Raw genomic sequence first — 25910 nt, 5'->3', positions numbered from 1 at the left:
GATCAGGCGGCGCGGGCGATGCAGATGCGGGCGTTCAGCCGCGGCCCGGCCTCGTAGAACATGTATTGCACCCCGCCGTCGGTGCCGAACGAGGGCGCCGCCGCGCGGCCGTTGTCGGAGGCGGCGGGGGAGTAGAAGACGCCCAGGTGGTTCTCCCGGTCGAACGACGGACCGACCTCGGTGAGCCGCATCTTGCCGTCGTTGCCGTGGTAGGCGACGTAGACCGTGCCGTTGCGGAACACCAGCGACGGCCCCGAGATGTCGGTCAGCCCGTCCGGTTCGGGGTTGACCAGGGCCGTCTGCGCGAACTGCCAGCCGTCCCAGCCGTTCGGCGACCAGCCGTGATAGATGCGCCGTCTGCCGCCGAGCACACCCATGTAGACCATCGTGTATTTGTTGCCGCGTCCGGGCAGCACGTGCTCGAAGACCCGGGCGTACGAGGTCTCGGTCAGGCCGGGGACCAGCCGCGTGCTCAGAATCGGGGTCTCGTCGCGGAAGGTCAGGCCGTCGGAGGAGCGCGCGACGCGGGTCGTGGTGTTCTCGCCGTGGAAGTAGAGGAAGAACTGCCTGGTGGCGTTGTCCCACGTCACGTGGGGTGAGGACACGTGCGAGACGGTCGTGCTGGGCAGCACGTTGTCGATGATCGGGTTGTTCGTGTACTCGGCGAAGGGCCCGTTGAGCGAGTCGGCCCCGGCCACGCAGATGCCGCCCGGCTTCTCGTGCGGCGCGTAGTAGAGGTAGTAGCGGCTGCGGGCGCCGCTGATCTTGTCGTAGACGCCGCGGATGCACGGGAAGATGAACTCCCCGGTCGGGTTGTAGCGCAGCGGTGTCTTGAGCGCGTCGCGCAGATAGGTGTAGGTGGGCATGCCGGCCGGTCCGGCCTGGGCTGAGCCGGGGAAGGCGCCGAGTCCGGCAATTCCAGCCAAACCGGCAGTGCCTCGGAGCAGGGATCGTCGGTCCACGAGGTGACCTCCAGGTAGGGGATGCCCCGAAGTTTCGCCATCGTTAACAACCTCGGTCAAGGCGCTAATAGGTATTAGTACAGGCATTTCCTTGACGATCACGGAGAGCGTGGCCCACGATCGGTTCACGTTTGTTAATGCGTATTAGCGGCGTAACAGAGGAGACTCCGACGTGCCATCCAGCAGCAGGCGGGTGACGCAGCAGGACATCGCCCGGATGACCGGCGTCAGTCAGACGACCGTCTCGATCGTGCTCAACGAGCGCGACGACGCCGCCGTCCGGATTGCGCCCGAGACGCGGGAGAAGGTGCTCGCGGCCATCCGGCGTACGGGTTATGTGGCCGACCCGATCGCCCGCCGCCTGGCCGCTCAGCGCAACCGTTTCCTCGGTGTCTTCACCTACGAGCCGGTGTTCCCGGCCGGGCTGGGCGACTTCTACCACCCGTTCCTGGTCGGCATCGAGGAGTGCGCCGAGCGCATCGGTTGCGACCTGCTGCTGTTCACCAGCGCGTCGGTCGTCGACGGCCGGCGCCGGATCTTCTCGCAGGACAACCGGCTGCGGCTGGCCGACGGCTGCATCCTGCTGGGCCGCTGGCTCGACCCCGAAGAGCTGGCCCGGCTGATCGCGGAGGGTCAGCCGTTCGTCAGCGTGGGCCGGCGCGACGACGCCGGCGGTCCGGTGCCCTACGTCGGCGCCGACTATCCGGCGGCCACCGCGGCCCAGGTCCGCCGGGCCGTCGAGCTGGGCCATCGCAAGATCGCGTACGTGGGGGAGGGTGGCGGGCCCGAGTCGCACGCCGACCGCTTCCGCGGCTTCACCGACGCCGTAGCGCGCGCGGGGGTAGCCGGAATACATGTCAAACCGGGCAAAGAGGTGCTAAGCCAGTTGATCACGGAACAAGTGACCGCGGTGTTCGCCGAGGAGTTCGCCGACGGCGCCCTGCTCGCCGACGAGGCCGTCAAGCAGGGTCTGCGCGTACCGGACGATCTGTCCTTCGTGGCCCTGGGCGACCCCACCCGGCCCGCCAGCACGGATCTCGACTTCACGGGTTATCGGATCCCGCGGCGCGAAATGGGCTGGCAGGCCGTCGAGGTGCTGTCGGCGATCCTCGAGGGTGCGGGCGGCGACCACCAGCGGCTGCTGCCCTGCGAGCCCGTGGCCGGCGCGACCCTGGCGGTGGCCCGTGCCTGAACTGCGGGCGGATGTCCTGGTCGTCGGGGGCGGCCTGGGCGGAGTGGCGGCGGCCCTGGCGGCGCTGCGGGCGGGCCGGACGGTGCTGCTGACCGAGGAGCACGCGTGGCTCGGCGGGCAGCTGACCAGCCAGGCCGTGCCGCCGGACGAGCACAGCTGGGTCGAGCGCTTCGGCATCACCGCGAGCTACCGCGCCCTGCGTGACGGCATCCGTGACTACTACCGCGCCCACTATCCGCTCACCGACCGGGCCCGCCGCACCCGTGACCTCAACCCCGGCGCCGGGCACGTCAGCCGCCTCTGCCACGAGCCGCGGGTCGCCGTGGCCGTGATCGACGCGATGCTGGCCCCGTACCGGGGATCGGGTCGGCTGACCGTCCTGCAACCGGCCGTGCCGACTGCCGCCGAGACCGACGGTGACCGGGTGACGGCCGTGACGGTCCGCCACCACGGCGACGACTACGTGCTGTCGGCGCCGTACATCCTGGACGCGACCGAGACCGGCGAGCTGTTGCCGATGACCGGCACCGAATACGTGACCGGGGCCGAGTCGCAGGCCGAGACCGGCGAGCCCAACGCCCCCGGCACCGCGAACCCGGCCAACATGCAGGCGCTCTCGGTGTGCTTCGCGGTGGATCACGTCGACGGCGATCACACCGTCGACAAGCCTTCCGCGTACGGGTTCTGGCGCGACTACCAGCCCGGGTTCTGGGGTGCGCGGATGCTCTCTTGGCAGACCCCGAACCCCCGTACGCTGCAACTCTCGACGCGGTCGTTCACCCCGAACCCGGACGACGACCCGTGGCTCGTCGACGCCGACCAGCGGGTCAACCCCGGCGACGGCAACCTGTGGACGTTCCGGCGCATCGCCGCGCGCCGCAACTTCACGGGCGGCCTCTACCCGAGCGACATCTGCCTGGTGAACTGGCCGATGATCGACTACTTCGAGCAGCCGTACGTCGACGCGCCCGACCCCGCGAGCGTCGAGCGCAAGGCCCGCGAGCTGTCGTTCTCGGTGCTCTACTGGCTGCAGACCGAGGCTCCGCGCCCCGACGGCGGCACCGGCTGGCCCGGGCTGCGCCTGCGCGGCGACGTCACCGGCAGCGCCGACGGTCTCGCCATGGCCCCGTACGTGCGGGAAAGCCGCCGGATCCGGGCCGAGTACACGGTCGTCGAGCAGGACCTGTCCCTGCAGATCAGAGGCGACAAGGGTGCCGTCCCGTACGCCGATGCGGTCGGAGTCGGCATGTACCGCATCGATCTGCACCCCTCCACCGGCGGCGACAACTACATCGACGTGGCCAGCTGCCCGTTCGAGATCCCGCTCGGGGCCCTCATCCCGCAGCGCGTGGAGAACCTGCTGCCCGCCGGCAAGAACATCGGCACGACCCACATCACCAACGGCTCGTACCGGTTGCACCCGGTCGAGTGGAACGCGGGGGAGGTGGCCGGCGCGCTGGCCGCGTTCTGCCTCGACCGCGCCGTCGCGCCACGGGCCGTCCGCAACACCCCCGACCTGCTCGCCGATTTCCAAGCCCACCTGAGCGCCGACGGCGTCGAGCTGCACTGGCCCGACATCAGCGGTTATTGAGATAAGGAGCATCCCCGTGAGACGACTTCTGTCCGGAATAGCCGTGGCCGCCCTGCTCGGTTCGCTCACCGCCTGCGGTGGTGGTGACGACGCCGGGTCCGACGGCCCGATCACGCTGCGCATGACCACGTGGTCGGCCAACCCGGCCCACGTGCAGCTGTTCGACGCGATCGCGGCCGAGTACAAGGCGACCCACCCCGACGTCACCGTCAAGTTCGACGCATTGCCGATCGACAACTACACAACCACGGTCACCACGCAGATCGCCGGCGGGAACGCCCCCGACATCGCCTGGATCCTGGAGGGCTCCGCGCCCGACTTCGTCGCGTCGGGTGCGCTCGAGCCGCTCGACGACAGCATCGAGAACGTGGCCGACCTGGCGCCCGCGGCCACCGCCCTGTGGAAACAGGACGGCAAGCTGATGGCGTACCCGTTCTCGACCTCGCCGTTCGGGGTCTTCGTCAACACCGACCTGCTCAAGAAGGCCGGGGTCACGCTGCCTGCCGAGTGGACGTGGGAGAACGTGATCACCGCGGCCGGCACCGTCGCCGCCAAGACGGGCAAGCAGGGCCTGGTGATCCGCGACTTCGACTACAAGGACTGGACCAACCTGGCCACCGTGTTCCGCGGCTGGGACGCCGAGGCGTGGACCGCGGACGGCAAGACCTGCGGCTTCGATCAGCAGCCGATGATCGACGCCATGACGTTCCTGCACAAGGCGATCTTCACCGGCAAGGCGTTGCCCGCTCCCGGCGTGGCCGCGGACTTCTTCGCCGGCGAATCGGCCATGACGATCGCCCAGATCTCCCGGACGTCGCTGCTCAAAGAGGGCGGCTTCGGCTGGACGCTGGTCCCGCTGCCGGCCGGCCCCGCCGGTGAGTACTCGGTGATCGGCCAGGGCGGTCTCGGCGTGCTCAAGAAAGGCAAGCACGCGGCGGCCGCGGCCGAGTTCGTCACGTTCTTCACCAGCCCCGCCAACAGCGCGAAGCTGGCCCAGTTCTTCCCGCCGCCGCGGCAGTCCCAGCTCGACGCGGCGACCCTGGCCAAGGCCAACCCGCTGCTCAAGCCCGACCAGCTGCAGAACGTGGTGATCGACGGGATCGCCGACGGTGTCGTCAAGCCCAGCCACACCGGCAGCGCCGAGCTCAACCAGGCCGTACGGGCCGGTCTGGATCCGCTGTGGAAGCCCGGCGCCGACATCCCCGGTGTGCTGAAGGGTGTCTGCACCGCCATCAACCCGCTGCTCGCCAAATGACCGTTGGCTCCGCGTTGATCCGCCGCCGCTTCTGGACCACGCGGCGGCGTGATCAACTGACCGCGTACGTCTTCATCACGCCCGCCCTGCTCGGCTCGCTGGCGTTCGTCTTCGTGCCGCTGGTGCTGGTGGTCTGGTACAGCCTGCACGAATGGAACGTGCTGGCCGACACGTTCACCTTCGTCGGCGCCGAGAACTACCGGAAGCTCGCCGACGACCCGAACGTGCCCGCCGTTCTGCGCGCGACCGCTTTCTTCTCGATCGGGCTGGTCGTCCTCAACCTCGCGCTGGCTTTGCTGCTGGCCGTCCTGCTCAACCAGAAACTGCGCGGCACCACGGTTTTCCGCGTGCTGTTCTTCTCCCCGGTCGTCGTGTCGCTGCTCGCGTGGACGATCGTGTGGGGTTTCCTGCTGCAGGACAACGGCGGCATCAACGGTCTGCTGGACACGATCGGCATCGACGGCCCCAATTGGCTGCGCTCCGGCGGAACGGCCATGGCCGCCGTCGTCATCGTGCAGGTCTTCAAGAACGTCGGCCTCAACATGGTGCTTTTCCTCGCGGCTCTGCAAGGCGTTCCCCAGGACCTGTACGAGGCCGCCCGCACCGACGGCGCCAGCCCGTGGACCATTTTCCGCCGCATCACGCTGCCGCTGATCAGCCCGACCGTTCTGCTCACCTCCATCATCACCGTGGTCGGCTCGCTGCAGGTCTTCGCGCAGATCAGCGTCCTCACCCAGGGCGGCCCCGGCACGTCCACCACGGTTCTCGTCTACTACCTGTACCAGCAGGCGTTCCAATTCCACGCCTTCGGCTACGGCGCCACGCTCTCCGTGCTGCTGTTCCTGATCGTGCTCGCGCTGACCGTCCTGCAATGGCAGATGCGCAAAAGGTGGGTCTTCCATGAGCATTAAGACCAAGCTTTTCCTGTACGGGACCCTGCTCGTCCTGTGCGTGCCGTTCGTGTTCCCGACCTGGTGGATGATCACGAGTTCCTTCAAACCGAACGCCGAGATCTTCTCCCCGTCGCTGCTCCCGTCCTCGTGGAGCCTGGAACCGTGGCGTCAGGTCTTCGAGATGCAGCCCTTCGCCCAGCAGTACTGGAACAGCGCCTACATCGCCGTGGTGGTCACCGCGGGCACGCTGGTCGTGGCCTCGATGGCCGGCTACGCCTTCGCCCGCATCCGCTTCCCCGGTCAGAACGTGCTGTTCCTGGTCGTACTGGTCGGCCTGCTCATCCCGAGCGAGGTGACGATCGTCCCGCTGTTCCGCATCTTCAACAGCCTGGGCCTGGTCGACACCCACTGGCCGCTGATCCTGGTGCCCATGCTGGGCCCGCCCAGCGTGCTGGCCACGTTCATCATGCGGCAGTTCTTCATCACCCTGCCCGGCGAACTGGAAGAGGCCGCCCGCATGGACGGCCTGGGCCGGCCCGCCATTTTCCGCCGCATCGCCCTGCCGCTGGCCCGCCCCGCCCTGGGCGCGGTCGCCATCTTCACGTTCCTGCACAGCTGGAACCTGTACCTGGAGCCGGTCGTCTACATCTCCTCCCAGGCGAAATACACGCTGCCTCAGGCCCTGACCCAGTTCACCGACGCCTACCAGGGCCAGCTCTGGAACGTCCAACTGTCAGCGGCCTCCATGACCGCCATCCCCGTCCTGATCGTCTTCGTCATCGCCCAGCGCCAGTTCATCGAAGGCCTGGCCCACACCGGCCTGAAAGGCTGACGGACGCACCTGGTGCCTAGTGACAGTCCAGCCGGACCCTGAGCGTCGCATCGTTGATCCTCCTGCGAGGCTGACGCGGTGGAGCAGTCTGCATGGTCTGAGATCTCGGCGTTGGCGGCGGTAGCTCCGTATCCGGTGGAAATTCTGGCGGCCGATCCCCAGCGGGCTGCCGCCTGCCTGGCGGCCCTGGAGGTTTCGACCAGGTCGTGGCTCGGGGCAGTGGTCGCCGGCAGCGGTGGGCTGGTGATCGATCACGGTTGGCTGCGAGTGCTCGGCGGTGGGTGTGACGGGTTGCCGGATGCAGCAGCCGAAATGGTTCCCGAGGCTGGTCGTCTGATCGTCGCGTTCGACGTGATGGGCGGGCAGTTCGCGTGGTTGCCGGCAGAGCCTGTGGCTCGAGGCCATGCTTACCGGTGCGCTGACCGGGTTCTGTGCGGGTCTGCGGTGGCCTGGGTGGGAGGCGGAGGTGGCCGGCGTCGCGTTGAATCAGGGGATCAGCGCTCGGCCACCGCCCTGGACCAGAGGAGGCAAGGATCTCTCGGCAGCGTCTCGTAAGCCGATCCCGCTGGCTGAGCTGGTTTCGCTTCATCGGGACGCGGCCCGTCAGCCCGGCTTCCTCTGACCGATCGAGGGCCGCGCCGATCCACGGCCGAGCATGGCGATGTCCGCCGGTCAGGTCTGCGTTGACTCCAGGCGGGTGGGGGTCCGGCATCCTTCACGGCTGCCTGGATGCCGCACCGCGGTGAATGTGGCCGGCGGCGTAACCCATGACGGTGTATACCCTGGCGGCCGAACGGGCCGGTTGGACCGGGCTCTGGGAGCATGCACGGATGCGGGCGTCGGTGGCGGTTGTGCATTCTGTGGTGGGCCGGCTGGAGCCGGGGGACGCGCTGGAGGGTGAGCACCGGCGGCTGGTACTCGACTGGCTGGGCGGCACCGATGACGTGTTTCGCCGGGTCAAGCCGGCTACGCCTGATCGGCACCTGGTGTCGTACGTGGTGCCGGTTGATCCTCGGGACGGCGCGATCCTGCTGGTTGATCATGTGAACGCGGGGCTGTGGCTGCCGCCCGGCGGGCATGTCGAGCCGGATGAGGATCCGTGGCTGACTGCCGTACGGGAAGTCGGTGAGGAGCTGGGGCTCGACGGCACGGGGGTGCCGGAGGAGCCGGTGTTTCTCACGGTCACCCGTACGGTCGGGATCGACTCGGGGCATACCGATGTAAGCCTCTGGTACGTGCTGCCGTGCGACCGGGCTCAGAAGCTCGCCGTGGACGAGGGCGAGTTTCGCGGCGTGCGATGGTGGGCGCGGGATGAGCTGGTGGCCGCCGACCCGGACCGGTTCGATCCGCACTTCCGCCGGTTCCTGAGAAGGATTTCGGACTAATACGACACGGGCGAAATGTCGGAATAGCGGATGCGGCAGGCCGATACTGAGCCGATGACCGCAGCCCTGCAACCGCCGCCGGCGCCGGCCAAGGCGACCTGGACCGACGCGGACTACCCGGTGATGGGCTGGCACGACTGCCGCATCCACGGGCTGAGCCTGGCCGAGCACAGCGCCGACGGAGCGCTGCCCCAAGTGCGGCTGATGATCGACCTGGACTACATCGTGCACTGGGCCGACTCGGCCTGCTGGGTCGCCCCGGCGACGCTCGTCTTCGACGGCGCGTGGGGGATCAGCGGGGAGTTCGGGCCGCTCTTCGAGCAACTGGAGATCGCCGACATCCACCGCGTCGACCCGCCCGACCAGCACCCCGAGCCGTCGTGGCACGTGGAGGGGCACAACTTCGGCTTCCACCTGCGCGCGCGGGGGTTCCGCCAGCATTTGCGGAGCGCTCCCCAACTCGTACGGGGGAAGGGTCTGACCTCGGACGAACGCGGTGGGGTCAGCTTTGCCGAGCGCTCCTTCCAGGCAGACTGAGCCGCTCGACCGCGAGATCGGCCACCTCGCCGGGCGTCAGATCGGTGTTGTCGACGCGCAGATGGTCGTCACGGCCCGCGAACTCCGTCGTCGAGTTGAGCCGGTAACGATCGTCGGCCTCGAGCAGATGCAGCCGGGAACGGCCGAGGTCGCGCTTCGAGGCCTTCTCGGCCAGCCTGTCCGCGCCCGCGTTACGTTTCAGCCGGGCCTCCTGCGACGCCTCGAGCTCGAGGAACAGCACCCGGCCACCGCGCCTGACGAACGGCTCGGCGTACTTCGACACGGCCTCGGCGTCACCCGGATGATCGAAGGCCCAGACGTACGTGAACACGAGCCCCGGCAGGTCGCTGGCCGCCACCTCCTCCAGCACACCCGCACGGAAGCTCTCGACCAGCCGGTGGAACGGCGGCGTGCCGAAATCGAAGAACCGCAGCACCGGCTCGATCGTCAGGTGGTTGTGGAACACGCGGAACCCGGTGCGCGCGGCGATCGCGTTGCCCACGGTCATCTTGCCCACGGCCGGGGGCCCGATGACGAAGAGCAGGGTTGGAACGCGCTGATTCATGCGCCGGAGCGTAGCGAAACAGGCGTCCCGATTTCCCGCCGCTGAGGACAACCCTGGAGTGTGGATAACGCTCGCCGTGCCCCCGGATCGTGTAAGGCGCTCAGGTCAGCGCGCGATACAGCAGGAGCAGCCCGATCGCCGTGCCGAACGTGACGATGACGGCGCGGAGCACATGCGAGGGCAGGCGGCGGGCCAGCCTGGCGCCCGCATAACCGCCGACGACCGTGGCCGGGGCCAAGATCGCCACGGCAGCCCAGTCGACCGGGGCGAAAACCGCGAAAACCAGCAGCGTGACCAGGCCCACGGCGGCCGACAACACGTTCTTGAGCGCATTGATGCGGTTCAGCGGCTCGTCCAGGATGAGGGCCAGCGCCGCCACGTACATGACGCCCAGCGCGGCACCGAAATAGCCGCCGTAGATCGCGCCGACGAACACCACAGCCTGCAGCGAGACCGCGGCCCGCCGCTTGGACATGGCGCGCGGGTGCCCGACCAGGCCGCGCAGCCGCTGCTGGAAGGCGAGCGTCGCGGCCGCCCCGAGCACCAGGAACGGCACGATCACCTCGAACGCGCGGGCCGGCGTGACCAGCAGCAACACACAGCCGGCGACCGCACCGAGCACACCCGCCGGCAGGGTCGCGGTCAGCCGGGCCCGCTGCCCCGCGAGATCCGCCCGGCTGCCCGCGACGCTGGAGACGTACCCGGGGAAGACCGAGACGGAATTGGTGACGTTCGCCGCCACCGACGGCAACCCCGTCGCGATCAAACTCGGGAACGTGATCAGCGACCCGCCCCCGGCGATGGCGTTGACCGCCCCGGCCGCGACCCCGGCCACCAGCAACAGGGCGACGTGTGCGAAATCCATGATGAGTAGAATGACCGGACGACGGACGAGTCGGCCAGGCGGTCGCGTCGGCGCCCCCCGCGGGGTGCCGCCGAGGAACGTCCGGACTCCGCAGAGCAGGGTGGTTGTTAACGGCAACCCGGGGCGACCCGCGGGACAGTGCCACAGAGAACAGACCGCCGGCCCCCAGGGGCCGGTAAGGGTGAAACGGTGAGGTAAGAGCTCACCAGCACCCCGGGTGACCGGGGTGGCTAGGTAAACCCCACCCGGAGCAAGGCCAAGCAAGGCCACCGCCGCGAGGCGGTGGCCGGCGCAGGCGTTCGAGGGCTGCTCGCCCGAGCCTGCGGGTAGGCCGCAAGAGCCGAGCCGGCAACGGCCGGCCGAGATGGATGACCGCCCACGGCGACTTCGGTCACCGGGACAAAATCCGGCGTACAGGCTGACTCGTCCGTCGCCCACCTGGTCATGACAATGGTCATGGCCTCTGGCTGTTGATTCGTACGTCAGCACTGGTCGATGCCGGTCAATGTCGGTCTACGTTCGGCGGAGCCCCGGCCCACGGCGGCCGACAACACGTTCTTGAGCGCGCGTTCTGGGGACGCCCGGCATCTCGAGGCCGCCTTACCGGTCACCTCCGCCGCGAGCAGGCCGCAACCGGCACGCAGCCGATGACCGCGCAATCTCCGGCCGTCCGGAATCGAGGCGTGGGGCATGGTGACCATCGTCAGCGGGTGCTACGGCTGCACATTTCCCGTTGGCCGCGCATGTACGAATGGTGTGCGACCCGCAGATAGCTTTCCGTCGATGCCGGCGCGGCATCGCCCCGTACGGGAAAGGAAAGCCACAGATGCGCAGGTCCACGAACCGCCGGATCCGGATGGCCGCGATCGCGGCCGCCGCCGTCACCGTGTCGGTTGTCTCGGTCCCCGTTTCCGCCTCGGCCGCCGGGGTCATCGCCACCCGCGACCCCGGCAGTCAAAGCGGCGCCGCGGCCGTGGCCGTCCGCGAGGGCAAGGAGGAAGTGCTCACCGTCGCCGAGGACGTGGAACTGGCCGCGGCCGGCTACGGCAAGCCGGTTTCGCGGGACACCGTCATGACGCGGGCGAAAGACTGGTTCAACCGCAATGTGCCGTACGACGACACCTCTTCCGCCTGGGACGTCAATGAGGGCAAGCGGTACCGCCAGGACTGCTCCGGTTTCGTCTCGATGGCCTGGAAGCTCAGGACGAGCAAAACGACCCGGACGCTGGACCAGGTCTCGCACGTCATCAACTGGAACGACCTGCTCCGCGGCGACGCCCTGGTCCACTACGACGACCACGCGGTGCTCTTCGACAAGTGGGTCGACGCGGACACCAAGGCGGACTTCTGGGTGTACGAGGAGAGCAACCCCACCAACGACATGAACCACCGCAAGATCAACGTGAGGGACATCCGCAACGACGGCTTCAAGCCCTACCGCTACGACGGGATCCGCAAGTAACCCGCGAACGCGGCGGAAGGCGCTGCCTTCCGCCGCGACGAAGCGGGCTACGGACGGTACTTCCACTCCTCGCAGCCCCAGACGTTGCTGTCGGGCCCGATGTAGGTGTGGAACATCAGCTTGGTGACGCCGGGGTGGTTCACCGGGTTGCTGTAGGTGATCCCGCCACCGCCGTTGCTCCGGTCCACGATCTGGGTGTACTTGTAGTCCTGGGTGCGCCCGTCGCTGAAGAACAGGCGCACGAACGACTCCGATTTGATCGGGCCCTTGCTCGAGTTCATCTCGAAGTTCGTCTCGACGCTGCCGTTGGACGACCAGGAGACGCCGGCGTTCAGGTAGCCGTACTCGGTCCAGTTGTGCAGGCTCTTGTCGCAGGAGTGCCGCTGCGTCCAGGCCGCGGCGGGCCCGACGCCGCTCAGCAGCGCACCGCCCGTCATCGCGAGAGTCAGGGCGGCTGTACCGGCGATCTTGCGCATGGTTGGCATGCCGGAAACGTAGGCGCCGCCCGCATATTCAGCGCATATTTGCCGTCCCGGGCCGCCGTGAACCGTTCCGCCGTACGACGATGGACGTCTATCTTGCTGGCGTGTCCTCATCGGAGCTCGCCGAAATCCGCATCCTCGCGTTCGGGGAGATAGCGGTCACGGTGGACGGTGTGGCTGTGGCCGCCGGTCCGCCCAAACAACGCGCCCTGCTCGCCCTGTTGCTCTGCCGCCCGGGCGCCGAGGTGCCCTCGGGGGAACTGATCGAGGCCCTGTGGAGTTCGCAGGCCCCCAGTTCCGCCCGCAACAACCTGCGCACGTACGTGCACGGCCTGCGCCGGATCCTCGGCGAGGACCGGGTCAGCGGCAACGGCCGTCCCGGTTACCGGCTGCACCGGGACGACCTGTGGACCGACGTCGGGCATTTCGAGGCTCTGTGCGCCGCGGCCGACCGGGCCCTGGCCGACGCCGAACCGGATACCGCCCGGGCCGCCCTGGCCGAGGCGGTGGCGCTGCGCCGCGGTCCCGCCTTCGGCGACGTCGGGCCGCCGGCCGTGGTCGAGGACGAGGCCGCCCGGCTGGAGGAGCGCTGGCTGCTCGCCGTCGAGCAGCGCATCGAGCTGGACCTGCGCCGCGGCAGCCCGGCTCAGGTCATCGGCGAGCTGAGCGGCCTGGTCAAGCGGCATCCCTGGCGGGAACGCTTCGCCGCGCTGCTCATGCTGGCGCTCTACCGGTCCGGACGGCAGACCGACGCGCTCACCACCTATCGCCAGACGGCCGCCGCGCTGGCCGACGAGCTCGGCATCGAACCCGGCGCCGAGCTGACCGAGCTGCATCAGGCGATGTTGCGGCAGGATCCGGCCCTGGACCGTCAGTCCGCGGTCCCGGCCGGGGCGGACTCGCCGGTGGTCGCCCGGCCGGCCGAGCTGCCGCCTGGTTCGGGGCATTTCACCGGCCGGACCCGGGAGGGAACGACGCTCGACGCCGCCTTGGCCGACGCCCGCATCTCGGGCCGGTTGCCGGTGCTGGCGGTGGTCGGCCCGGCCGGCATCGGCAAGACGTCGCTGGTTGTGGAGTGGGCGCAGCGGGCCGTCGCCGACTTCCCGGACGGGCAGATCTTCGCCGACCTGCGGGGTTTCAGCGCCGAGCCGGTCACGCCACCCGCCGACGCCCTGCGCCGGCTGCTGTGGTCGCTCGGCGTCGAGGCGGACCGGGTGCCCGCCGCCATCGAGGAGGCGGCGGCGCTGCTGCGTTCGCTGCTGTCCGGCAAGCGCCTGCTGATGATCCTGGACAACGCCGCTTCGGCCGAGCAGGTGGTGCCGCTGCTGCCGGGCGGCACCGGCAACGCCGTCGTGGTGACCAGCCGCAACCGGCTGGCCGGGTTGATCGCCCGGCACGGCGCGCGGCAGCTCGTGCTGGAGCCGCTGGCCGAGGACGAGGCGCTCAGTCTCGTGGCCCGCATCGCCGGGCCGGTACGCGTCCGGATGGAGGCCGCGGCCGCCCGGGCCCTGGTCCGGCGGTGCAGCCGGCTGCCGCTGGCCCTCTGCATCGCCGCCGCCGACGTGGCCGAGGACCCGGCCCAGACGATCACCGAATACCTGGTGGAGCATCGGGCGGAGGCCCGCGCGCGGGGCAACCCGGAGCTCGCGGTGCTGGCCGCGTTCGACCTGTCGCTGCGCGGGCTCAGCGCCGGCCAGCAACGGCTGCTCCTGCTGCTCGGCGTCGTGCCCGGTCCGACCTTCACCGCCGACGCGGCCGCGGCGCTGGCCGGCAGTACGGCGGAGGCGGTCGAACCGGACCTGTTCCGCTTGGTCAACGCGCATTTCGTGCAGCGCCGGGGCGGGGGCCGGTTCGCTTTCCACGACCTGATCCGCGAGTACACCCGGACCAAGGCGCCCGCTCCGGAGCGCGCCGCGGCCCTGCACCGTCTGCTGGAGCACTACCGGGAGTTCGCGGACGCCGCGGACCGGATCCTGCAGCCGGGCGCGCTGCGGTTGCCGTCGGTGGCCGGTCGGGACCCGTTCGCCGGGGACGTGGCCGCCGCGCGGAGCTGGTTCGCCGACGAGTCAGCCGACTTGGTCGCCGCCTGCCGCGCCACCGGCGAGCCCGGGCACCTGGCCACCGTGGCCCAGCTGGCCGACACTGTGGGCCGTTACCTGTGGACCCGCGTCGACCTGGACAACTGGACCGTGGTGGCCGAGGCGGGCGCCCGCGCCGCGCGGCTCGGGAAAGACCTGCGGGGCCAGGTGGCGGCCCAGATCGCGCTGGCCCGCATCGCCGACTGCCGCTGCGACTTCACCACGGGCGTGGCCCGGTACGCCGAAGCGGCCGCCCTGGCCCGCCGCGCCCACTGGCCCGAGGCGGAACAGCTCGCGCTCGGTTCCACCGCCGCCCTGCACGGGCAGCTGGGCGACCTCCGGTCGGCGGTGCGGCAGTTGGAGGCGTCGCTGACCGCCACCCGCGAACTGGGCGACCGGTTGCACGAGGGCCGCACCCTGCAACTGCTCGGCGCCTACCGCGCGGAGCAGGGGGAGCTCAGGCTGGCGGGTGACCTGTTCCGTCAGGCGCTGGCGGTGATCGAGAAGCAGGGTTCGCGGATCGGGCAGGCGATCATCCTGACCAACACGGCCGAGCTGAGCCTGTTGCGGGGCGAGTTCGGCGAGGCCGCGCGCCAGGCCGGCCGGGCCCTGAGCATCGCCGACGAGGTCGGTCACGTCTCGTGCCGGATCGGCGCCCTGGTCAACCTGTCGGCGGCGTGGCGCGGGCTCGGGGTGGCGGCGACGGCCCTGCCGTACGTGCAGCAGGCGCTGGCCATCCCGGCCGGGCTCGACGCCCGCGACCTGGGCGTCGTGCTGCACGAGGCGGCCGAGGTGCACGACGCCCTGGGCGAGCCCGGCCGCGCGATCGAATACCACCGGACCGCGTACCGGCTGACCGCGTCGGCCCAGGCCCGCTCGCCGGCCCTGACCCACGCGATCGCGCTGGCCCTGGCCGAGCACCGCTGGGTGCGGTCCGGGCGGGCGGGCACCACCGCGCCGGACACTCCCGATCCGGCCGTCGCCCTGGCCGAGGCCCGCCGGTACGGCTATCGCGGCCTGGAAGGTTTCGCGCTGGCCGCGCTGGCCGAGATCAGCCGCGATCGGGGCCGCCCCGCCGAGGCGGCCCGGCTGGCCGAGCAGGCCCTGCGCCGGCAACGCGAGTCCGGCCGCCACACCGACCCCGAGCTGCTCACCGCGATCATCGAGGCCGCCGGCCCGCAGCCGGTGAGCGATGACACGTCAGGTCTCGGTGTCGGCCTCAGCTGGGGTGCGCAGTAGGAGGAACGTGCGGGATCTGACCCAGCGTTCCGGCAGGAGCCCACGCCGGCGGAGCGACGTCAGGGTTTCCTGCGTCGCGTAGATGCCGAGCGCCGCCGACAGGCCGGCGACGACGGGTTCGATCAGGTCGGTCCATGTCATGGCAGCCACCTCCGCTGATCCTTTCGGCGCGGCGGTGGCTGTATTTAGGCCGGTGATCAATAACCCGGGGGCTGGCCGGCGGCGGCGCGCGCTGCGGCCTCGGCCGGGGTGTCGTTGTAGCCGGGCCGCGCGACCAGGACCGACTGGAAGTAGTAGCCCTCTTCCTCGTCGGGGTCGTCGTCGGCCGCGAAGGGGCGCCACAGGGCGAGGAACAGGTCGTTGGCGACGAAGCCGTCGTCGTCCGGCGTCCACCGGGCGTGTTCGGAGAGGCGCTCGACGACGGTCAGTGCGGGCAGCTCGAAGAGGTTGACGTTGCGGAAGGTGACGGTGTCGCCGGGGCTGTCCGGGCGCCCGGCCTCGATCGCGTTGACGCGGCCGCTGGTCGGGCCGGCGCCGAAACCGACGCCGAGGCTGAGACCGCTCGGCCTGTGGATCATCAGGCCGCCCGTCGGGTTCGCGGGCAGCGGGCCGAGGAACGCCAAGGCCGTGCGGGCCTCGTCGGCGGTCAGGCCGAGACGCAGCGGGCCGATGCCGTACGGCGGGTCGAGGACGAATTCCATCCGACGATCATGCCGGGTCGGTGAACGTCCAGCGGGTCGGGTCGAACTGGTCGTGGGTAGGGAAGGCGTAGGCCCGGGCCGGTGCCAGCTGCCACACCTCGTACGGGGGTCCGCCCGAGGTGGGTGCGCCGCCCTCCGCGTCCAGCTGGTCGTCGCGGACGACGGTGGGCCAGCCGAAGACTTCGCGCAGGGCGGTGGACGCGCGTTGCAGGTCGGCGGCGCGGGTCACCCGGCCTTCGACCACCAGGTGCAGCGTCTTCAAGTCGACGCTCAGGCTGACCTGGGGGTGCTGCGTGAAGTGGTGGGTCTTGGCGGCCGACTCCTTGGAGACGAAGAAGAACGTGCCGGTGTCCCAGGCGGCGAAGATGGGGCGGACGTGCGGGGCGGCTCCGGCGCGGGTGACGCTGAGCCAGAACGGGCCCGCGTCGCCGCTGCGCAGCAGCTCGCAGGTGTCCGGCCAGGTGGCCAGGGGCAGGGCGCCCGCCGCGAAGCCGGGTGGGCGCGCCCGGTCCTGGAGGATGGGTGCTACGCGAGGTCCGCCGGGTTCGTGTTCGCTCCGCACAGCAGCACTACTGCCCGCTCGCCGGGCGCGGGAACGTAGGCGCCCGAGGTCAGTGCGGCGTAGGCGGCCGCCGTGCCGTGTTCGACGGCCTGCCGGTAGTCGTCCCAGAGGCGGCGGCGAGCATCGATGATGGCCTGGTCGTCGACGAGCACCGACGGGATGCCGGCGGCCATGTCGAAGGCGATCCGGCCGACGCGGCGGGCGCCCAGCGAATCGGCTGCCACGCCCGAGACCGGGACGTCGACCGGGGCGCCGGCGGCCAGCGCCGCGTGCAGGGCCGAGGCGGAGACGGGTTCGACGGCCACGACGCGGTGGGCAGAACCCAGGGCCGCGATCACCCCGGCGATCAGCCCGCCCCCGCCCACCGCGACCAGCACGGTGTCGAAGCCGCCGGGGATCTGGTCGAGCAGTTCCAGGCCCAGCGTGCCGTTGCCGGCCACCATGTCGGGGTCGTCGTAGGCGTGGCAGAACCGGGCCCCCGTGGCGGCGGCGTGCACCACGGCCGCCTCGTAGGCCTCCGCGTACTCGTTGCCGACCTGCACCACGTGCGCGCCCAGTTTGCCGAGCTTGGCCACCTTGACCGCGGGCGCGGTGGCGGGGACGAAAACCTCCGCCCGTACGCCCGACTCGCGCGCCGCGTAGGCCGCCGCCAGGCCCGCGTTCCCGCCCGAGGCGGCGACGATGCCCGCGTCGGGCAGTGTGCCCGCGGCCAGGATCTGGTTGACCATGCCCCGCGTCTTGAACGAGCCTGCGTGCTGCGTGTGCTCCAGCTTGAACCAGACCCCGTCGTCACCGCGGAACACCGGCGTGCGGCGGATCCGGCCCTCGAGCCGAGCGGCGGCCGCCCGGACGTCGTCATACGAAACAGTCACCGAAGAAACTCTAGGCGATGCTCCAGGACACCTGACGCGACGTCACGGGCGTACGTTCACCCACGAGGCGCGCGATGTCGAGTAATCGGTTCGAGAAGCCCCATTCGTTGTCGAACCACCCGCGCACCTTCACCCCGCCGTCCGCTGTCGTCTGCGTGCCGGACGGGTCGAACAGGCAGGACGCCGGGTTGTTCTTCACGTCGATCGAGACGGTCGGGTCGGGGTCGTAGGCCAGCACGCGGCGCAGCGGGCCCGCCGCCGCCTCGGCCATGGCCCGGTTCACCTCCTCGACGCTGACCGGCCGGTCGGTCTGCCCGGACAACTCGGCCAGCGACCCGATCGGGGTGGGCACGCAGTAGTAGCTGTAGCGCATCTCGCCGATCTCGGGCAACGCCACCCGTACGAGGTCACCGACCACGTAGTTGTGCGGGATGATGCTCTCGCCGGTGGCCCGGCCCAGGCGCGGGTCGTCGCGGGAGGTGCCGCTGAAGGTGTCCTGCGGTTTCTGCCAGCCCTGCGTGGCCAGCACGACCGACGTGTTGACGGCGCCCAGCCCGAACCGGTCGAGCAGCACCTTGGCCATCACGGTGAGCGCGTTCACACCGCACGAGCCGGGGGAGACGACGTCGTGGCGGGCCGGGTCGTACGTGGTGTGGTTGGCCCCGTACATCAGGAACGCGTCCGGCTCGTCGGCCGAGGCGCTGATCACGACCTTGCGCGCGCCGCCGTGGGTGATGTGGGTGCGGGCCGTCGTGCCGGCCCGGAACCGCCCGGTGGCCTCGATGACGACGTCGACCCCGGCGTCGGCCCACGGAATGCGTTCGGGACGTTCATGGTGGAAGGCGCGGATTGCATGGTCATTCACGACAAGGTGGTCGGCGCGGGCCGTGACGGTGCCCGGAAATGCGCCGCGAATGCTGTCCCGGCGCAGCCCGTAGGCCATTTTCTCGGTCGAGGCAAGGTCGTTTACGGCGGCAATGGATATTCCCGGATCGCCGGCCGCCGCGACTATCCGTGCGAGACTGCGACCGATCCGCCCGAATCCGTTGATGCCGATCGTGACACTCATGGATGGCTCTCCTCGGCCGCTGATGACGCTGCTGGCGCAACACCGGTCCAGTGAACACCCGGGGTTACGCCCTCGACACTATGAGTCGTGCAACTTGCACGTCAACGCACGGCGTGTCACACCATGTCGATGATCCACACCGGACGTCGGGCATCCATGCTCGTCGTCGTGCCCGCCGACCTGCTCATCCTTGCCAATAGCGCCGACCGTCGTCTGCGCCTTTCGGATGAGTGTTGCGCATTTCGGCCAGTCGATGTCCGGGCGAGACATTTAGGCTGCCGGGAATTCCAACCCGGGCCGCCTCCCCGCGGTATTCCGAAATCGATCAGTGAGTGGCCGCAATCACCCGTGTGAGTGCCGCGTGCAACGACTCCAGTTCCTCGATGGGCAGGCCCAATCGGGCGACGATCGCGGGCGGGATCTTCTCAGCCTCGGCCCGCAGGTCCCGGCCCCGCCCGGTCAGGGTCACGGCCAGGCTGCGCTCGTCGGCCGGATCGCGCTGCCGGTCCACGTACCCGATGGTCTCGAGCCTCTTGAGCAGCGGCGACAGCGTTCCCGGGTCGAGCTGGAGAAGCCGGCTGAGGTCGCGCACCGAGAGCGGGGCGTGCTGCCAGAGCGCGAGCATCACCAGGTACTGCGGATGGGTCAGGCCCATCGGCTCGAGCAGCGGGCGGTAGAGCCCGATCACGCTGCGCGAGGCCACCGCGAGGGCGAAGCACACCTGTCGTTCCAGTTCGAGGGGGTCATCGGCCACGTCGCAAGCCTAGCCAGGCCACCCCGCCCAGGAGCGCCAGCATGATGCCGGTGAACCAGAGGATCGACGTGGTCGACGGGACGTAGCGGCTGGCGACGCCCAGGCCGAGTACCGGGACGACCAGTCCGGAGTAGGCGATCAGGAACAGCCCGGCCAGGCTCTCGCCGCGCTGGGCGGTGGGAGCGTTCGCCGCGATCGTGCCGACCGCCGACTTGAACAGGATGCCCGCCCCGGCCCCGGCCAGCGCGCCCCCGGCCAGGAAGCTCGCCAGCGACGCGGTCTGCATGCCGGTCGTCAGCACCACGAGACCCGCGGCCTGCGCGATCAGCCCGCCTGAGAACCGGGCCTGCGGGGTGAGCCGGCCGCTGACGGCCTGGCTGGCGGCGCCCGCGCCGAAGACCACGAAGACGGTCAGGCCGGCCAGCACGCGGCTGGGGTGGTGCAGGGCGCCCGCCACGAAGCTCGGCGCCAGCGAGGTGAACAGGCCGAACACGGCGAAGGCGGCGAACGCGGAGACGCCGGCCACGACCACGGCGGTGCGGTCCCGCCCGGCGATGCGCACGCCCTGGGGCCGGTAGCGCGGGCGGGTGGCGGGCGCGTCCACCGTCTCGGGCGCGGCGGCCACGGCGATCACGCTGAGCGCCAGCAGGACCAGGAAGACCACGTACGGCGTACGCAGGGGAGACGTCACGAACTGGGCCAGGCCGCCCGCGAGCAGGGTGCCCGCGCCGAGCCCGCCCAGGTTGGCGGCCGACGACACGACCTCGAAGCGCGTGCCGTTCGCCTCCGGGCGGTGTGCCTTGTGCAGTTCGAGCAGGTACGCGGTGGCGGTCGCGGTCAGCATGCCGACGCCCAGGCCGGTCAGGAAGCGGGCCGTGATCAGGCCGGGCAGGGTGGTCCAGGTGAGGAACAGCACGGCGGCGGCGATCTCCAGGCCGAGCGCGGCGTAGAGCACGCGGCGGCGGCCGGTCCAGTCCGAGACGTGCCCGGCCAGCACCAGGCTGGTGATCACGCCGACGGCGTACACGGCGAAGACGACAGTCACCGTGAACGCGGAGAAGCCGTCCGCGCGCTGGTAGAGCGGGTAGAGCGGGGTGGGCACGGTGGAGAAGGCGAGCGCGACGAGGTAGACGGCGGCGATCAGCCAGAACCCCCGGCCGTGACGCTGCGAGGAGAGGTGCGGCCTCTCCAGAAGAACGGTCATGCGCCGACAGTGCCCCCACCGATGCATCATCACCAACGATGATCGGTGCTGACTACTATCATCAAACGTGCTGGAACTGCGTCACTTCGAGTACTTCATCGCGGTCGCCGAGGAGCGGAGCTTCACCCGGGCCGCCGACCGCCTGCACGTCGTGCAGTCCGGGGTGTCGGCCGTGATCAAGGCCCTGGAGCACGAGCTGGGCACGCGGCTGCTCGAGCGGACGTCGAAGCGGGTCGAGCTGACCGACGCGGGCGAGGCCCTGCTCCCGCGGGCGAGAGCGGCCGTCGACGCCGTACGGGAGGCGCGGGACGCCGTCGACGAGGTGCGCGGCGGCCTGCGGGGCACCGTCCGGGTCGGCACCCTGACCTCGGTGCCGCTGATCGACGTGCCCGCGCTGATGGGGCAGTTCCACCGCAGGCACCCGCACGTCGGCCTGCGGCTGATCGTCTCCCCGCGCGGCTCCGACGGCCTGCTCGACGGGCTGGCCGACGGGTCCCTCGACGTCGCCTTCGTCTCGGTGCCCGGCCGCCCGCCCGCGGGCCTGCGCGTGCGGCAGATCGAGACCCGCCGCCTGGAGCTCGTGCTGCCCGCCGGGCACCGCCTGGCCGGGTCGCCCGAGGTGCGCATCGCCGACCTGGCCGGCGAGCCGTTCGTCGACTTCCCGCTGGGCTACGGCAACCGGACGATCGTCGATCGGGCCTTCGCCGCGGCCGGGGCGCAGCGCCACGTGGCGATCGAGGTCACCGACATCGGCGCCGGGGCGAGCTTCGTACGGGAAGGTCTCGGGGTGGCCATTCTGCCGCCGTTCGTGGTGCCCGACGACCGGACCGGACTCGTGCTCAAGAACGTCGTCGGCGCCGACCTGGAGTGGCCGCTCGGCGTCGCGGTGCCGGCGACGCGCAGGCCCAGCGCGGCGGCCCGGGCGCTTCTGGCGCTGATCGACGAGAAGGTCGGTTAGCCCGAAACACTCTCATGATTGCCATTCGTCCGTAAAACTTTCACATATCGGACCGAGTGGGGGGAGCGGCGGTGGCTGAGGTTCAACCGGCCGAGTCGGTGCTGCAGTTCCGGCGGTTCGCGCTGGCCGTATGCCTGATCGGCGTGCTGGTCCAGCTCGGGCTGACCGCCTACTACCTCGGCATGGGGCACAAGGCGCAGCCGCATCACGTGCCGGTCGGCCTGGTGTCGCCGGCCGCGGAGCGCGCCCAGGTGGCCGGCCTGCTCACCGAGAAGGGCTATTTCCGGGTCACCGACTACGCCACCGCCGACGACCTCGAGATCGCGATCAAGCGGCGCGACGTGTACGGCGGCGTCGACATCACCGGCACCCGGCCCCACCTGTACGTCGCCTCGGCCGCGGGGCCCGCCGCGGCGTCGCTGCTGCGCACCACCTTCACGACTGTCGTGCAGCAGCAGACGGCCGCCGAGCTGACCCGGCTGGCCCGCGCGGGCGACCGCATCCCGGTCTCGCAGGCTCAGCAGCTCAACTCCCCGCCGCCGGTCACCGACGTGGTGCCGCTGCCCGACGACGACGTCAACGGCGTCTCGCTCGGCTTCCTGACCCAGGCGCTCGCCCTCGGCGGCACTATCGCCTCGATGGGCCTGGGCCGGCTGATTCCCCGTACGCGCAGGTCCTGGCGCCGCGGTCTCGCGCACGTGAGCATCCTGGCCGTCTACGCCGCCGGGTCGGCCGCCGCCGTGCTGTGGTCGATGGGCTGGTTCGGCGTGGGGGTCACCGCCGACCGCAGCGAGATGCTGGCCATCTTCTCGTTGATCTCACTGGCCATCACGGCCTCCACGGCGGGGGCGGTGGCCCTCTTCGGCCCGGCCGGCGCCCTGCTCGGCGCGCTGTACTTCACCGTGGGCACGGTGATCTCGGGCGCCAGCATCCTGCCCGAGTTCCTGCCCGTTTTCGGCCGCCACCTCGGGGCCAACCTGCCGACCGGCGCCGGCGTGCAGGCCGTCCGCGACAACCTGTACTTCCCGGCCGCCGACATCCGGGGCCACCTGATCGTGCTCGTCCTCTACGCGGGTCTCGGCGCGGTCGTCGTGCTGGTCACCAACATGCTGCCCAACCGGCGTAACCGGACCTCCGAGGTCGACCTCGACCTGACCCACCGGCTCGAGGGCTCGGAGCGACGGGAGGCGGTGAAACTCTGAGGTCGCGGCCGGGTCCTGCCGATCACGAGGGGCATGCCCGTACGCACCCGAGTCACCGTCCCGCTGCGCTTCGCCGACGGCTACCAGACCGACGCCGGCATGGTCACCTTCGACGGCCTGTCCGACGGCAAGGAACACCTGGCCCTCGCGCTCGGCACCCCCGGTCAGTTCCCGCTCGTACGGATGCACTCCGAATGCCTGACCGGTGACGTCTTCGGGTCGCAGCGCTGCGACTGCGGGCCCCAGCTGCGCGAATCCGTCGAGCGGATCGCCGCGCACGGCGGCTACCTGCTCTACCTGCGGCAGGAGGGACGCGGCATCGGGCTCTACAACAAGCTCGACACCTACACGCTGCAGGACGCGGGGCTCGACACCTACCAGGCCAACCGCGCCCTCGGGCACGGCGACGACCAGCGCGACTACTCGGCCGCCGCGCAGATGCTGACCGCGCTCGGCGCCACCACGATCGACCTGCTCACCAACAATCCGGACAAGGTCGCCCAGCTTCGCCAGAACCGCATCGCCGTACGGGAGGTCGTGCCCACCGCCGTGCACGCGTCCCCGGCCAACCTGCGCTACCTGGCGGCCAAGGTCGCCCACACCGGCCACACGATCGTGCTCCCGGCAGTGCACTGAATCACGGCGCGGCCGCTCAGGTTTCCGCGCGGGTGCCGAACAGGAGTTCGTGGGGATTGAGCGGATCAACTCGCGAATCGCGGACATCCAGAGCCGGATGATCGCGCTGCAGACGCAACAGGCGGGCCGGAACGTGCAGGCCCAGCAGAGCAAGTCGGCCTCGGGCGCCGAGAGCGGCACGTTCGCCAGCGCCCTGGAGAGCGCCGTGGCGCAGACGTCCACCGCCGGCAAGTCCTACACCCTCAACAGCAAGGGCATCCCGACCGAGCTCGCCGCCTACGGCAACGGCAAGATCCCGGCCAACGCGCTCGAACGGGTCGGCACCACCCGGCACAAGCTGTGGGCGCCGGCCGCCGAGTCGCTCAACCGGATGATCAACGACGCCAAGCGGGAAGGCGTCACCATCGGCATCACCGACTCCTACCGCCCGTACGAGGAACAGGTCGACCTGGCCCGCCGCAAGGGGCTCTACTCCCAGGGCGGGCTGGCGGCCAAGCCCGGCACCAGCGAACACGGCTGGGGCATGGCCACCGACCTCGACCTCAACAGCAAGGCGCAGACCTGGATGCGGGCCAACGCCGAGAAGTACGGCTTCTCCGAGAACGTGCCGCGCGAACCGTGGCACTGGGAGTTCAAGCCGCCGTCGGCCTGACGTTTCTCAGACCCGCGCGATCAACTCGCCGTGCAGCAGTGACATCCAGCCGTCGGGGTGGGCGGCCCAGTCGCGCCAGGCCTGCGAGATGCGGGTGAGGTCGGCACGGGTGGCGGCGCCGGTGCGCTCGGCGGTGGCCGCCATGTCCGACTTGAGGATGCGTTCGGCCCACATGCCGCCCCACCACTCGCGGTCGGCCGCAGTCGCGAAGCACCACGTGCTCGACGTGGCCGCCACGTCGGTCAGGCCGGCCGCGTGCGCCCAGGCCAGCAGGTGCCGGGCCGCGTCGGGCTCGCCGCCGTTGCCGCGGGCCACCCGCTCGTAGAGAGCGAGCCAATCGTCGAGCTCGGGCAGCCTCGGATACCACGCGAAAGCCGCGTAATCACTGTCCCGTACGGCGATCAGGCCGCCCGGCCTCGTGACCCGGCGCATTTCGCGCAGCGCCGCCACCGGGTCGCCGAGATGCTGCAGCACCTGGTGGGCGTGCACGACGTCGAAGGTGTCGTCGGCGAAGTCGAGCCGCTGCACGTCGCCGACCGCGAAGTCGACGTTGGTCAGACCGCGCCGGGTGATCTCGGCCCGCGCCAGGTCGAGCGCGCCCTCGGTCACCTCCAGCGCGGTGACCCGGGCCGGAGTGACGAGGCTCGCGAAGTCGGCAGTGATCGTGCCGGGGCCGCAACCGACGTCGAGCACCGCCACGCCGGAGGAAAGATGCGGCAACAGGTAAGCCGCCGAATTCTCTGCGGTGCGCCAGCGGTGTGAGCGCAAGACCGATTCGTGATGACCGTGGGTGTACGTCGCCATGCTCAGCAACGTACGCCCGCCGTCCTTGCATGTGGGACAAAAATCCCGACATGTGAAACGCGGGCGGTTAACTGATTTCTCCGTACGCAGTTCAGGCCGTACTTTTGTCGCCATGAGGATCGGCATTGTGGGCGCGACGGGACAGGTGGGCAGCGTCATGCGGCGCATCCTGGCCGAGCGCGAATTCCCGGTAGGACAGCTCCGTCTCTTCGCCTCCGCCCGCAGCGCGGGCCGCACCCTGCCGTGGGGCCCGGGCGAGGTGACCGTCGAGGACGCGGCGACCGCCGACTACAGCGGTCTCGACATCGTGTTGTTCTCGGCCGGCGGGGCCAGCTCCAAAGAGCTCGCGCCGCGCGTGGCCGAGGCCGGCGCCGTCGTCATCGACAACTCGTCGGCCTGGCGCATGGATCCCGACGTCCCGCTGGTCGTCAGCGAGGTCAACCCGGACGCGATCCGCCACCGCCCCAAGGGCATCATCGCCAACCCCAACTGCACCACCATGGCCGCGATGCCGGTGCTGCGCCCGCTGCACGACGAGGCCGGGCTGGTCGCGCTGGTCGCCACCACCTATCAGGCCGTCTCCGGCGCCGGGCTGGCCGGCGTGAGCGAGCTCGACGAGCAGGTGAAGAAGGTGGCCGACCGGGCCACCGAGCTCACCCACGACGGCTCGGCCGTCGAGTTCCCGGCGCCGCGCTCGTTCGCCAAGCCGATCGCGTTCAACGTGCTGCCGCTGGCCGGCAAGATCGTGGACGACGGCCGCGACGAGACCGACGAGGAGCAGAAGCTCCGCAACGAGAGCCGTAAAATCCTCGATATCCCGTCGCTGCTCGTCTCGGGCACCTGCGTGCGGGTCCCGGTCTTCACCGGCCACTCGCTGCAGATCAACGCCCGCTTCGCCCGCCCGATCACCCCGGCCCGCGTGCGCGAGCTGCTGACCGGTGCGCCCGGGGTCGAGCTCTCCGACGTGCCCACGCCGCTCGAGGCGGCCGGGCGCGACGCTTCGTACGTGGGTCGCATCCGCGCCGACGAGACGGTGGAGAACGGCATCGCCCTCTTCGTCTCGAACGACAACCTGCGCAAGGGTGCCGCGCTCAACGCCGTGCAGGTCGCCGAACTGGTGGCCGCGTCGCTGTAGTTCCGTAGCTCAAAACCGCCCTG

27 protein-coding genes, 1 other RNA gene and 1 pseudogene are annotated in these 25910 nt (G+C 70.5%); 17 read left to right on the top strand and 12 right to left on the bottom strand.

What is annotated here, in order from left to right; translation table 11 throughout:
* Positions 1-2 precede the first annotated feature (2 nt).
* Positions 3-962 carry a glycoside hydrolase family protein gene (locus tag BKA14_RS23235; protein WP_184952995.1) on the bottom strand — a complete coding sequence of 320 codons (960 nt, stop codon included), beginning with the start codon at positions 960-962 and terminating at the stop codon, positions 3-5.
* Between the two features lie 193 nt (positions 963-1155).
* Here BKA14_RS23235 and BKA14_RS23230 point away from each other — a divergent pair, with 193 nt between their 5' ends.
* From BKA14_RS23230 to BKA14_RS23195, 9 genes and pseudogenes are all read left to right on the top strand, one after another.
* Complete coding sequence (locus BKA14_RS23230; RefSeq protein ID WP_239092731.1) at positions 1156-2154, top strand: LacI family DNA-binding transcriptional regulator; 999 nt, start codon at positions 1156-1158, stop codon at positions 2152-2154.
* Entirely contained in the window at positions 2147-3745 is a 1599-nt protein-coding gene (locus BKA14_RS23225; protein WP_203722229.1) for an FAD-dependent oxidoreductase, read from the top strand. Before BKA14_RS23230 ends, BKA14_RS23225 begins: the two co-directional genes overlap by 8 nt.
* A 16-nt stretch (positions 3746-3761) precedes the next feature.
* Positions 3762-5000, top strand: coding sequence for an ABC transporter substrate-binding protein (locus BKA14_RS23220; protein WP_184952994.1), 1239 nt, complete (start codon positions 3762-3764; stop codon positions 4998-5000).
* Positions 4997-5911: a carbohydrate ABC transporter permease gene (locus BKA14_RS23215; RefSeq protein ID WP_184952993.1), complete on the top strand. Its 915-nt coding sequence runs from the start codon at positions 4997-4999 to the stop codon at positions 5909-5911. Before BKA14_RS23220 ends, BKA14_RS23215 begins: the two co-directional genes overlap by 4 nt.
* Complete coding sequence (locus BKA14_RS23210) at positions 5901-6725, top strand: carbohydrate ABC transporter permease (protein ID WP_184952992.1); 825 nt, start codon at positions 5901-5903, stop codon at positions 6723-6725. The genes BKA14_RS23215 and BKA14_RS23210 overlap by 11 nt, the downstream gene beginning before the upstream one ends.
* Before the next feature lie 78 nt (positions 6726-6803).
* A pseudogene (locus BKA14_RS44290) lies at positions 6804-7037 on the top strand (DUF2625 family protein); the annotation flags it as partial.
* Between the two features lie 91 nt (positions 7038-7128).
* The gene (locus BKA14_RS44285; protein ID WP_260416571.1) at positions 7129-7347 is read left to right on the top strand and encodes a DUF2625 family protein; all 219 of its coding nucleotides are present in this window, start codon (positions 7129-7131) and stop codon (positions 7345-7347) included.
* Positions 7348-7492: 145 nt separating this feature from the next.
* Positions 7493-8110 (top strand): NUDIX hydrolase, encoded by a 618-nt coding sequence (locus tag BKA14_RS23200; RefSeq protein ID WP_184952991.1) that lies wholly within the window; start codon positions 7493-7495, stop codon positions 8108-8110.
* A gap of 54 nt (positions 8111-8164) precedes the next feature.
* Positions 8165-8647: a hypothetical protein gene (locus BKA14_RS23195; RefSeq protein WP_184952990.1), complete on the top strand. Its 483-nt coding sequence runs from the start codon at positions 8165-8167 to the stop codon at positions 8645-8647.
* On the opposite strand, the gene BKA14_RS23190 is transcribed toward BKA14_RS23195, so the two are convergent.
* Together BKA14_RS23190 and BKA14_RS23185 are read right to left on the bottom strand one after the other, a co-directional pair.
* Positions 8613-9212: a DEAD/DEAH box helicase family protein gene (locus BKA14_RS23190; protein WP_184952988.1), complete on the bottom strand. Its 600-nt coding sequence runs from the start codon at positions 9210-9212 to the stop codon at positions 8613-8615. The two genes, BKA14_RS23195 and BKA14_RS23190, sit on opposite strands and share 35 nt — an antisense overlap.
* Positions 9213-9312: 100 nt before the next feature.
* Positions 9313-10077, bottom strand: coding sequence for a sulfite exporter TauE/SafE family protein (locus tag BKA14_RS23185; RefSeq protein WP_184952987.1), 765 nt, complete (start codon positions 10075-10077; stop codon positions 9313-9315).
* A gap of 26 nt (positions 10078-10103) precedes the next feature.
* On the opposite strand from BKA14_RS23185, the gene rnpB reads away from it, so the two are divergent.
* An RNA gene (gene rnpB, locus BKA14_RS23180) (RNase P RNA component class A) lies at positions 10104-10507 on the top strand.
* A gap of 396 nt (positions 10508-10903) precedes the next feature.
* Positions 10904-11539 carry a hypothetical protein gene (locus BKA14_RS23175; RefSeq protein WP_184952986.1) on the top strand — a complete coding sequence of 212 codons (636 nt, stop codon included), beginning with the start codon at positions 10904-10906 and terminating at the stop codon, positions 11537-11539.
* Positions 11540-11586: 47 nt separating this feature from the next.
* Here the strand turns inward: BKA14_RS23175 and BKA14_RS23170 are convergent, their stop codons facing one another.
* On the bottom strand, positions 11587-12024 hold the full coding sequence (locus BKA14_RS23170; RefSeq protein WP_184952985.1) for a hypothetical protein: 438 nt from the start codon (positions 12022-12024) through the stop codon (positions 11587-11589).
* A gap of 101 nt (positions 12025-12125) precedes the next feature.
* Between BKA14_RS23170 and BKA14_RS23165 the strand changes: the two genes are divergently transcribed.
* Positions 12126-15338, top strand: coding sequence for an AfsR/SARP family transcriptional regulator (locus BKA14_RS23165; protein WP_184952984.1), 3213 nt, complete (start codon positions 12126-12128; stop codon positions 15336-15338).
* Here BKA14_RS23165 and BKA14_RS23160 read toward each other — a convergent pair.
* The 7 genes from BKA14_RS23160 to BKA14_RS23130 all read right to left on the bottom strand — a co-directional run bounded on the left by BKA14_RS23160 (position 15300) and on the right by BKA14_RS23130 (position 20500).
* Positions 15300-15479 carry a hypothetical protein gene (locus BKA14_RS23160; RefSeq protein ID WP_184952982.1) on the bottom strand — a complete coding sequence of 60 codons (180 nt, stop codon included), beginning with the start codon at positions 15477-15479 and terminating at the stop codon, positions 15300-15302. The two genes, BKA14_RS23165 and BKA14_RS23160, sit on opposite strands and share 39 nt — an antisense overlap.
* Positions 15480-15535: 56 nt before the next feature.
* Positions 15536-16039, bottom strand: coding sequence for a hypothetical protein (locus BKA14_RS23155; RefSeq protein ID WP_184952981.1), 504 nt, complete (start codon positions 16037-16039; stop codon positions 15536-15538).
* 7 nt (positions 16040-16046) lie between these two features.
* Entirely contained in the window at positions 16047-16601 is a 555-nt protein-coding gene (locus BKA14_RS23150; RefSeq protein WP_184952979.1) for a pyridoxamine 5'-phosphate oxidase family protein, read from the bottom strand.
* Complete coding sequence (locus BKA14_RS23145) at positions 16565-17473, bottom strand: threonine/serine dehydratase (RefSeq protein WP_184952978.1); 909 nt, start codon at positions 17471-17473, stop codon at positions 16565-16567. Before BKA14_RS23145 ends, BKA14_RS23150 begins: the two co-directional genes overlap by 37 nt.
* Positions 17474-17483: 10 nt before the next feature.
* The gene (locus BKA14_RS23140; protein WP_184952977.1) at positions 17484-18542 is read right to left on the bottom strand and encodes a type I glyceraldehyde-3-phosphate dehydrogenase; all 1059 of its coding nucleotides are present in this window, start codon (positions 18540-18542) and stop codon (positions 17484-17486) included.
* A gap of 325 nt (positions 18543-18867) precedes the next feature.
* Entirely contained in the window at positions 18868-19296 is a 429-nt protein-coding gene (locus BKA14_RS23135; protein WP_184952976.1) for a MarR family winged helix-turn-helix transcriptional regulator, read from the bottom strand.
* Complete coding sequence (locus tag BKA14_RS23130) at positions 19286-20500, bottom strand: MFS transporter (RefSeq protein WP_184952975.1); 1215 nt, start codon at positions 20498-20500, stop codon at positions 19286-19288. Before BKA14_RS23130 ends, BKA14_RS23135 begins: the two co-directional genes overlap by 11 nt.
* Positions 20501-20567: 67 nt before the next feature.
* On the opposite strand from BKA14_RS23130, the gene BKA14_RS23125 reads away from it, so the two are divergent.
* From BKA14_RS23125 to BKA14_RS23110, 4 genes are all read left to right on the top strand, one after another.
* Entirely contained in the window at positions 20568-21458 is an 891-nt protein-coding gene (locus BKA14_RS23125) for a LysR family transcriptional regulator (protein ID WP_239092733.1), read from the top strand.
* A gap of 71 nt (positions 21459-21529) precedes the next feature.
* Complete coding sequence (locus BKA14_RS23120) at positions 21530-22660, top strand: hypothetical protein (protein ID WP_239092735.1); 1131 nt, start codon at positions 21530-21532, stop codon at positions 22658-22660.
* A 33-nt stretch (positions 22661-22693) separates the two neighbouring features.
* The gene (locus tag BKA14_RS23115; RefSeq protein WP_184952974.1) at positions 22694-23296 is read left to right on the top strand and encodes a GTP cyclohydrolase II; all 603 of its coding nucleotides are present in this window, start codon (positions 22694-22696) and stop codon (positions 23294-23296) included.
* 49 nt (positions 23297-23345) lie between these two features.
* Positions 23346-23948, top strand: coding sequence for a M15 family metallopeptidase (locus tag BKA14_RS23110; protein WP_184952973.1), 603 nt, complete (start codon positions 23346-23348; stop codon positions 23946-23948).
* A gap of 6 nt (positions 23949-23954) precedes the next feature.
* On the opposite strand, the gene BKA14_RS23105 is transcribed toward BKA14_RS23110, so the two are convergent.
* Positions 23955-24752, bottom strand: coding sequence for a class I SAM-dependent methyltransferase (locus tag BKA14_RS23105; RefSeq protein ID WP_184952972.1), 798 nt, complete (start codon positions 24750-24752; stop codon positions 23955-23957).
* A gap of 112 nt (positions 24753-24864) precedes the next feature.
* On the opposite strand from BKA14_RS23105, the gene BKA14_RS23100 reads away from it, so the two are divergent.
* A complete protein-coding gene (locus BKA14_RS23100) occupies positions 24865-25887 on the top strand; it encodes an aspartate-semialdehyde dehydrogenase (RefSeq protein WP_184952971.1) in 1023 nt (340 codons plus the stop codon).
* Positions 25888-25910 lie beyond the last annotated feature (23 nt).

Origin of the sequence: Paractinoplanes abujensis (genome assembly GCF_014204895.1) — a bacterium.
Classification (GTDB): domain Bacteria; phylum Actinomycetota; class Actinomycetes; order Mycobacteriales; family Micromonosporaceae; genus Actinoplanes; species Actinoplanes abujensis.
This window is presented reverse-complemented; position numbering and strand designations above follow the sequence as displayed.

Excerpts from the sequence above, each read along its gene's own strand:
- BKA14_RS23215 (WP_184952993.1), top strand. The coding sequence starts at position 4,997 with ATGACCGTTGGCTCCGCGTTGATCCGCCGCCGCTTCTGGACCACGCGG.
- BKA14_RS23210 (WP_184952992.1), top strand. The coding sequence starts at position 5,901 with ATGAGCATTAAGACCAAGCTTTTCCTGTACGGGACCCTGCTCGTCCTG.
- BKA14_RS44285 (WP_260416571.1), top strand. The coding sequence starts at position 7,129 with ATGCTTACCGGTGCGCTGACCGGGTTCTGTGCGGGTCTGCGGTGGCCT.
- BKA14_RS23200 (WP_184952991.1), top strand. The coding sequence starts at position 7,493 with ATGACGGTGTATACCCTGGCGGCCGAACGGGCCGGTTGGACCGGGCTC.
- BKA14_RS23195 (WP_184952990.1), top strand. The coding sequence starts at position 8,165 with ATGACCGCAGCCCTGCAACCGCCGCCGGCGCCGGCCAAGGCGACCTGG.
- BKA14_RS23190 (WP_184952988.1), bottom strand. The coding sequence starts at position 9,212 with ATGAATCAGCGCGTTCCAACCCTGCTCTTCGTCATCGGGCCCCCGGCC.
- BKA14_RS23185 (WP_184952987.1), bottom strand. The coding sequence starts at position 10,077 with ATGGATTTCGCACACGTCGCCCTGTTGCTGGTGGCCGGGGTCGCGGCC.
- BKA14_RS23175 (WP_184952986.1), top strand. The coding sequence starts at position 10,904 with ATGCGCAGGTCCACGAACCGCCGGATCCGGATGGCCGCGATCGCGGCC.
- BKA14_RS23170 (WP_184952985.1), bottom strand. The coding sequence starts at position 12,024 with ATGCCAACCATGCGCAAGATCGCCGGTACAGCCGCCCTGACTCTCGCG.
- BKA14_RS23160 (WP_184952982.1), bottom strand. The coding sequence starts at position 15,479 with ATGACATGGACCGACCTGATCGAACCCGTCGTCGCCGGCCTGTCGGCG.
- BKA14_RS23155 (WP_184952981.1), bottom strand. The coding sequence starts at position 16,039 with ATGGAATTCGTCCTCGACCCGCCGTACGGCATCGGCCCGCTGCGTCTC.
- BKA14_RS23140 (WP_184952977.1), bottom strand. The coding sequence starts at position 18,542 with ATGAGTGTCACGATCGGCATCAACGGATTCGGGCGGATCGGTCGCAGT.
- BKA14_RS23130 (WP_184952975.1), bottom strand. The coding sequence starts at position 20,500 with ATGACCGTTCTTCTGGAGAGGCCGCACCTCTCCTCGCAGCGTCACGGC.
- BKA14_RS23115 (WP_184952974.1), top strand. The coding sequence starts at position 22,694 with ATGCCCGTACGCACCCGAGTCACCGTCCCGCTGCGCTTCGCCGACGGC.
- BKA14_RS23105 (WP_184952972.1), bottom strand. The coding sequence starts at position 24,752 with ATGGCGACGTACACCCACGGTCATCACGAATCGGTCTTGCGCTCACAC.
- BKA14_RS23100 (WP_184952971.1), top strand. The coding sequence starts at position 24,865 with ATGAGGATCGGCATTGTGGGCGCGACGGGACAGGTGGGCAGCGTCATG.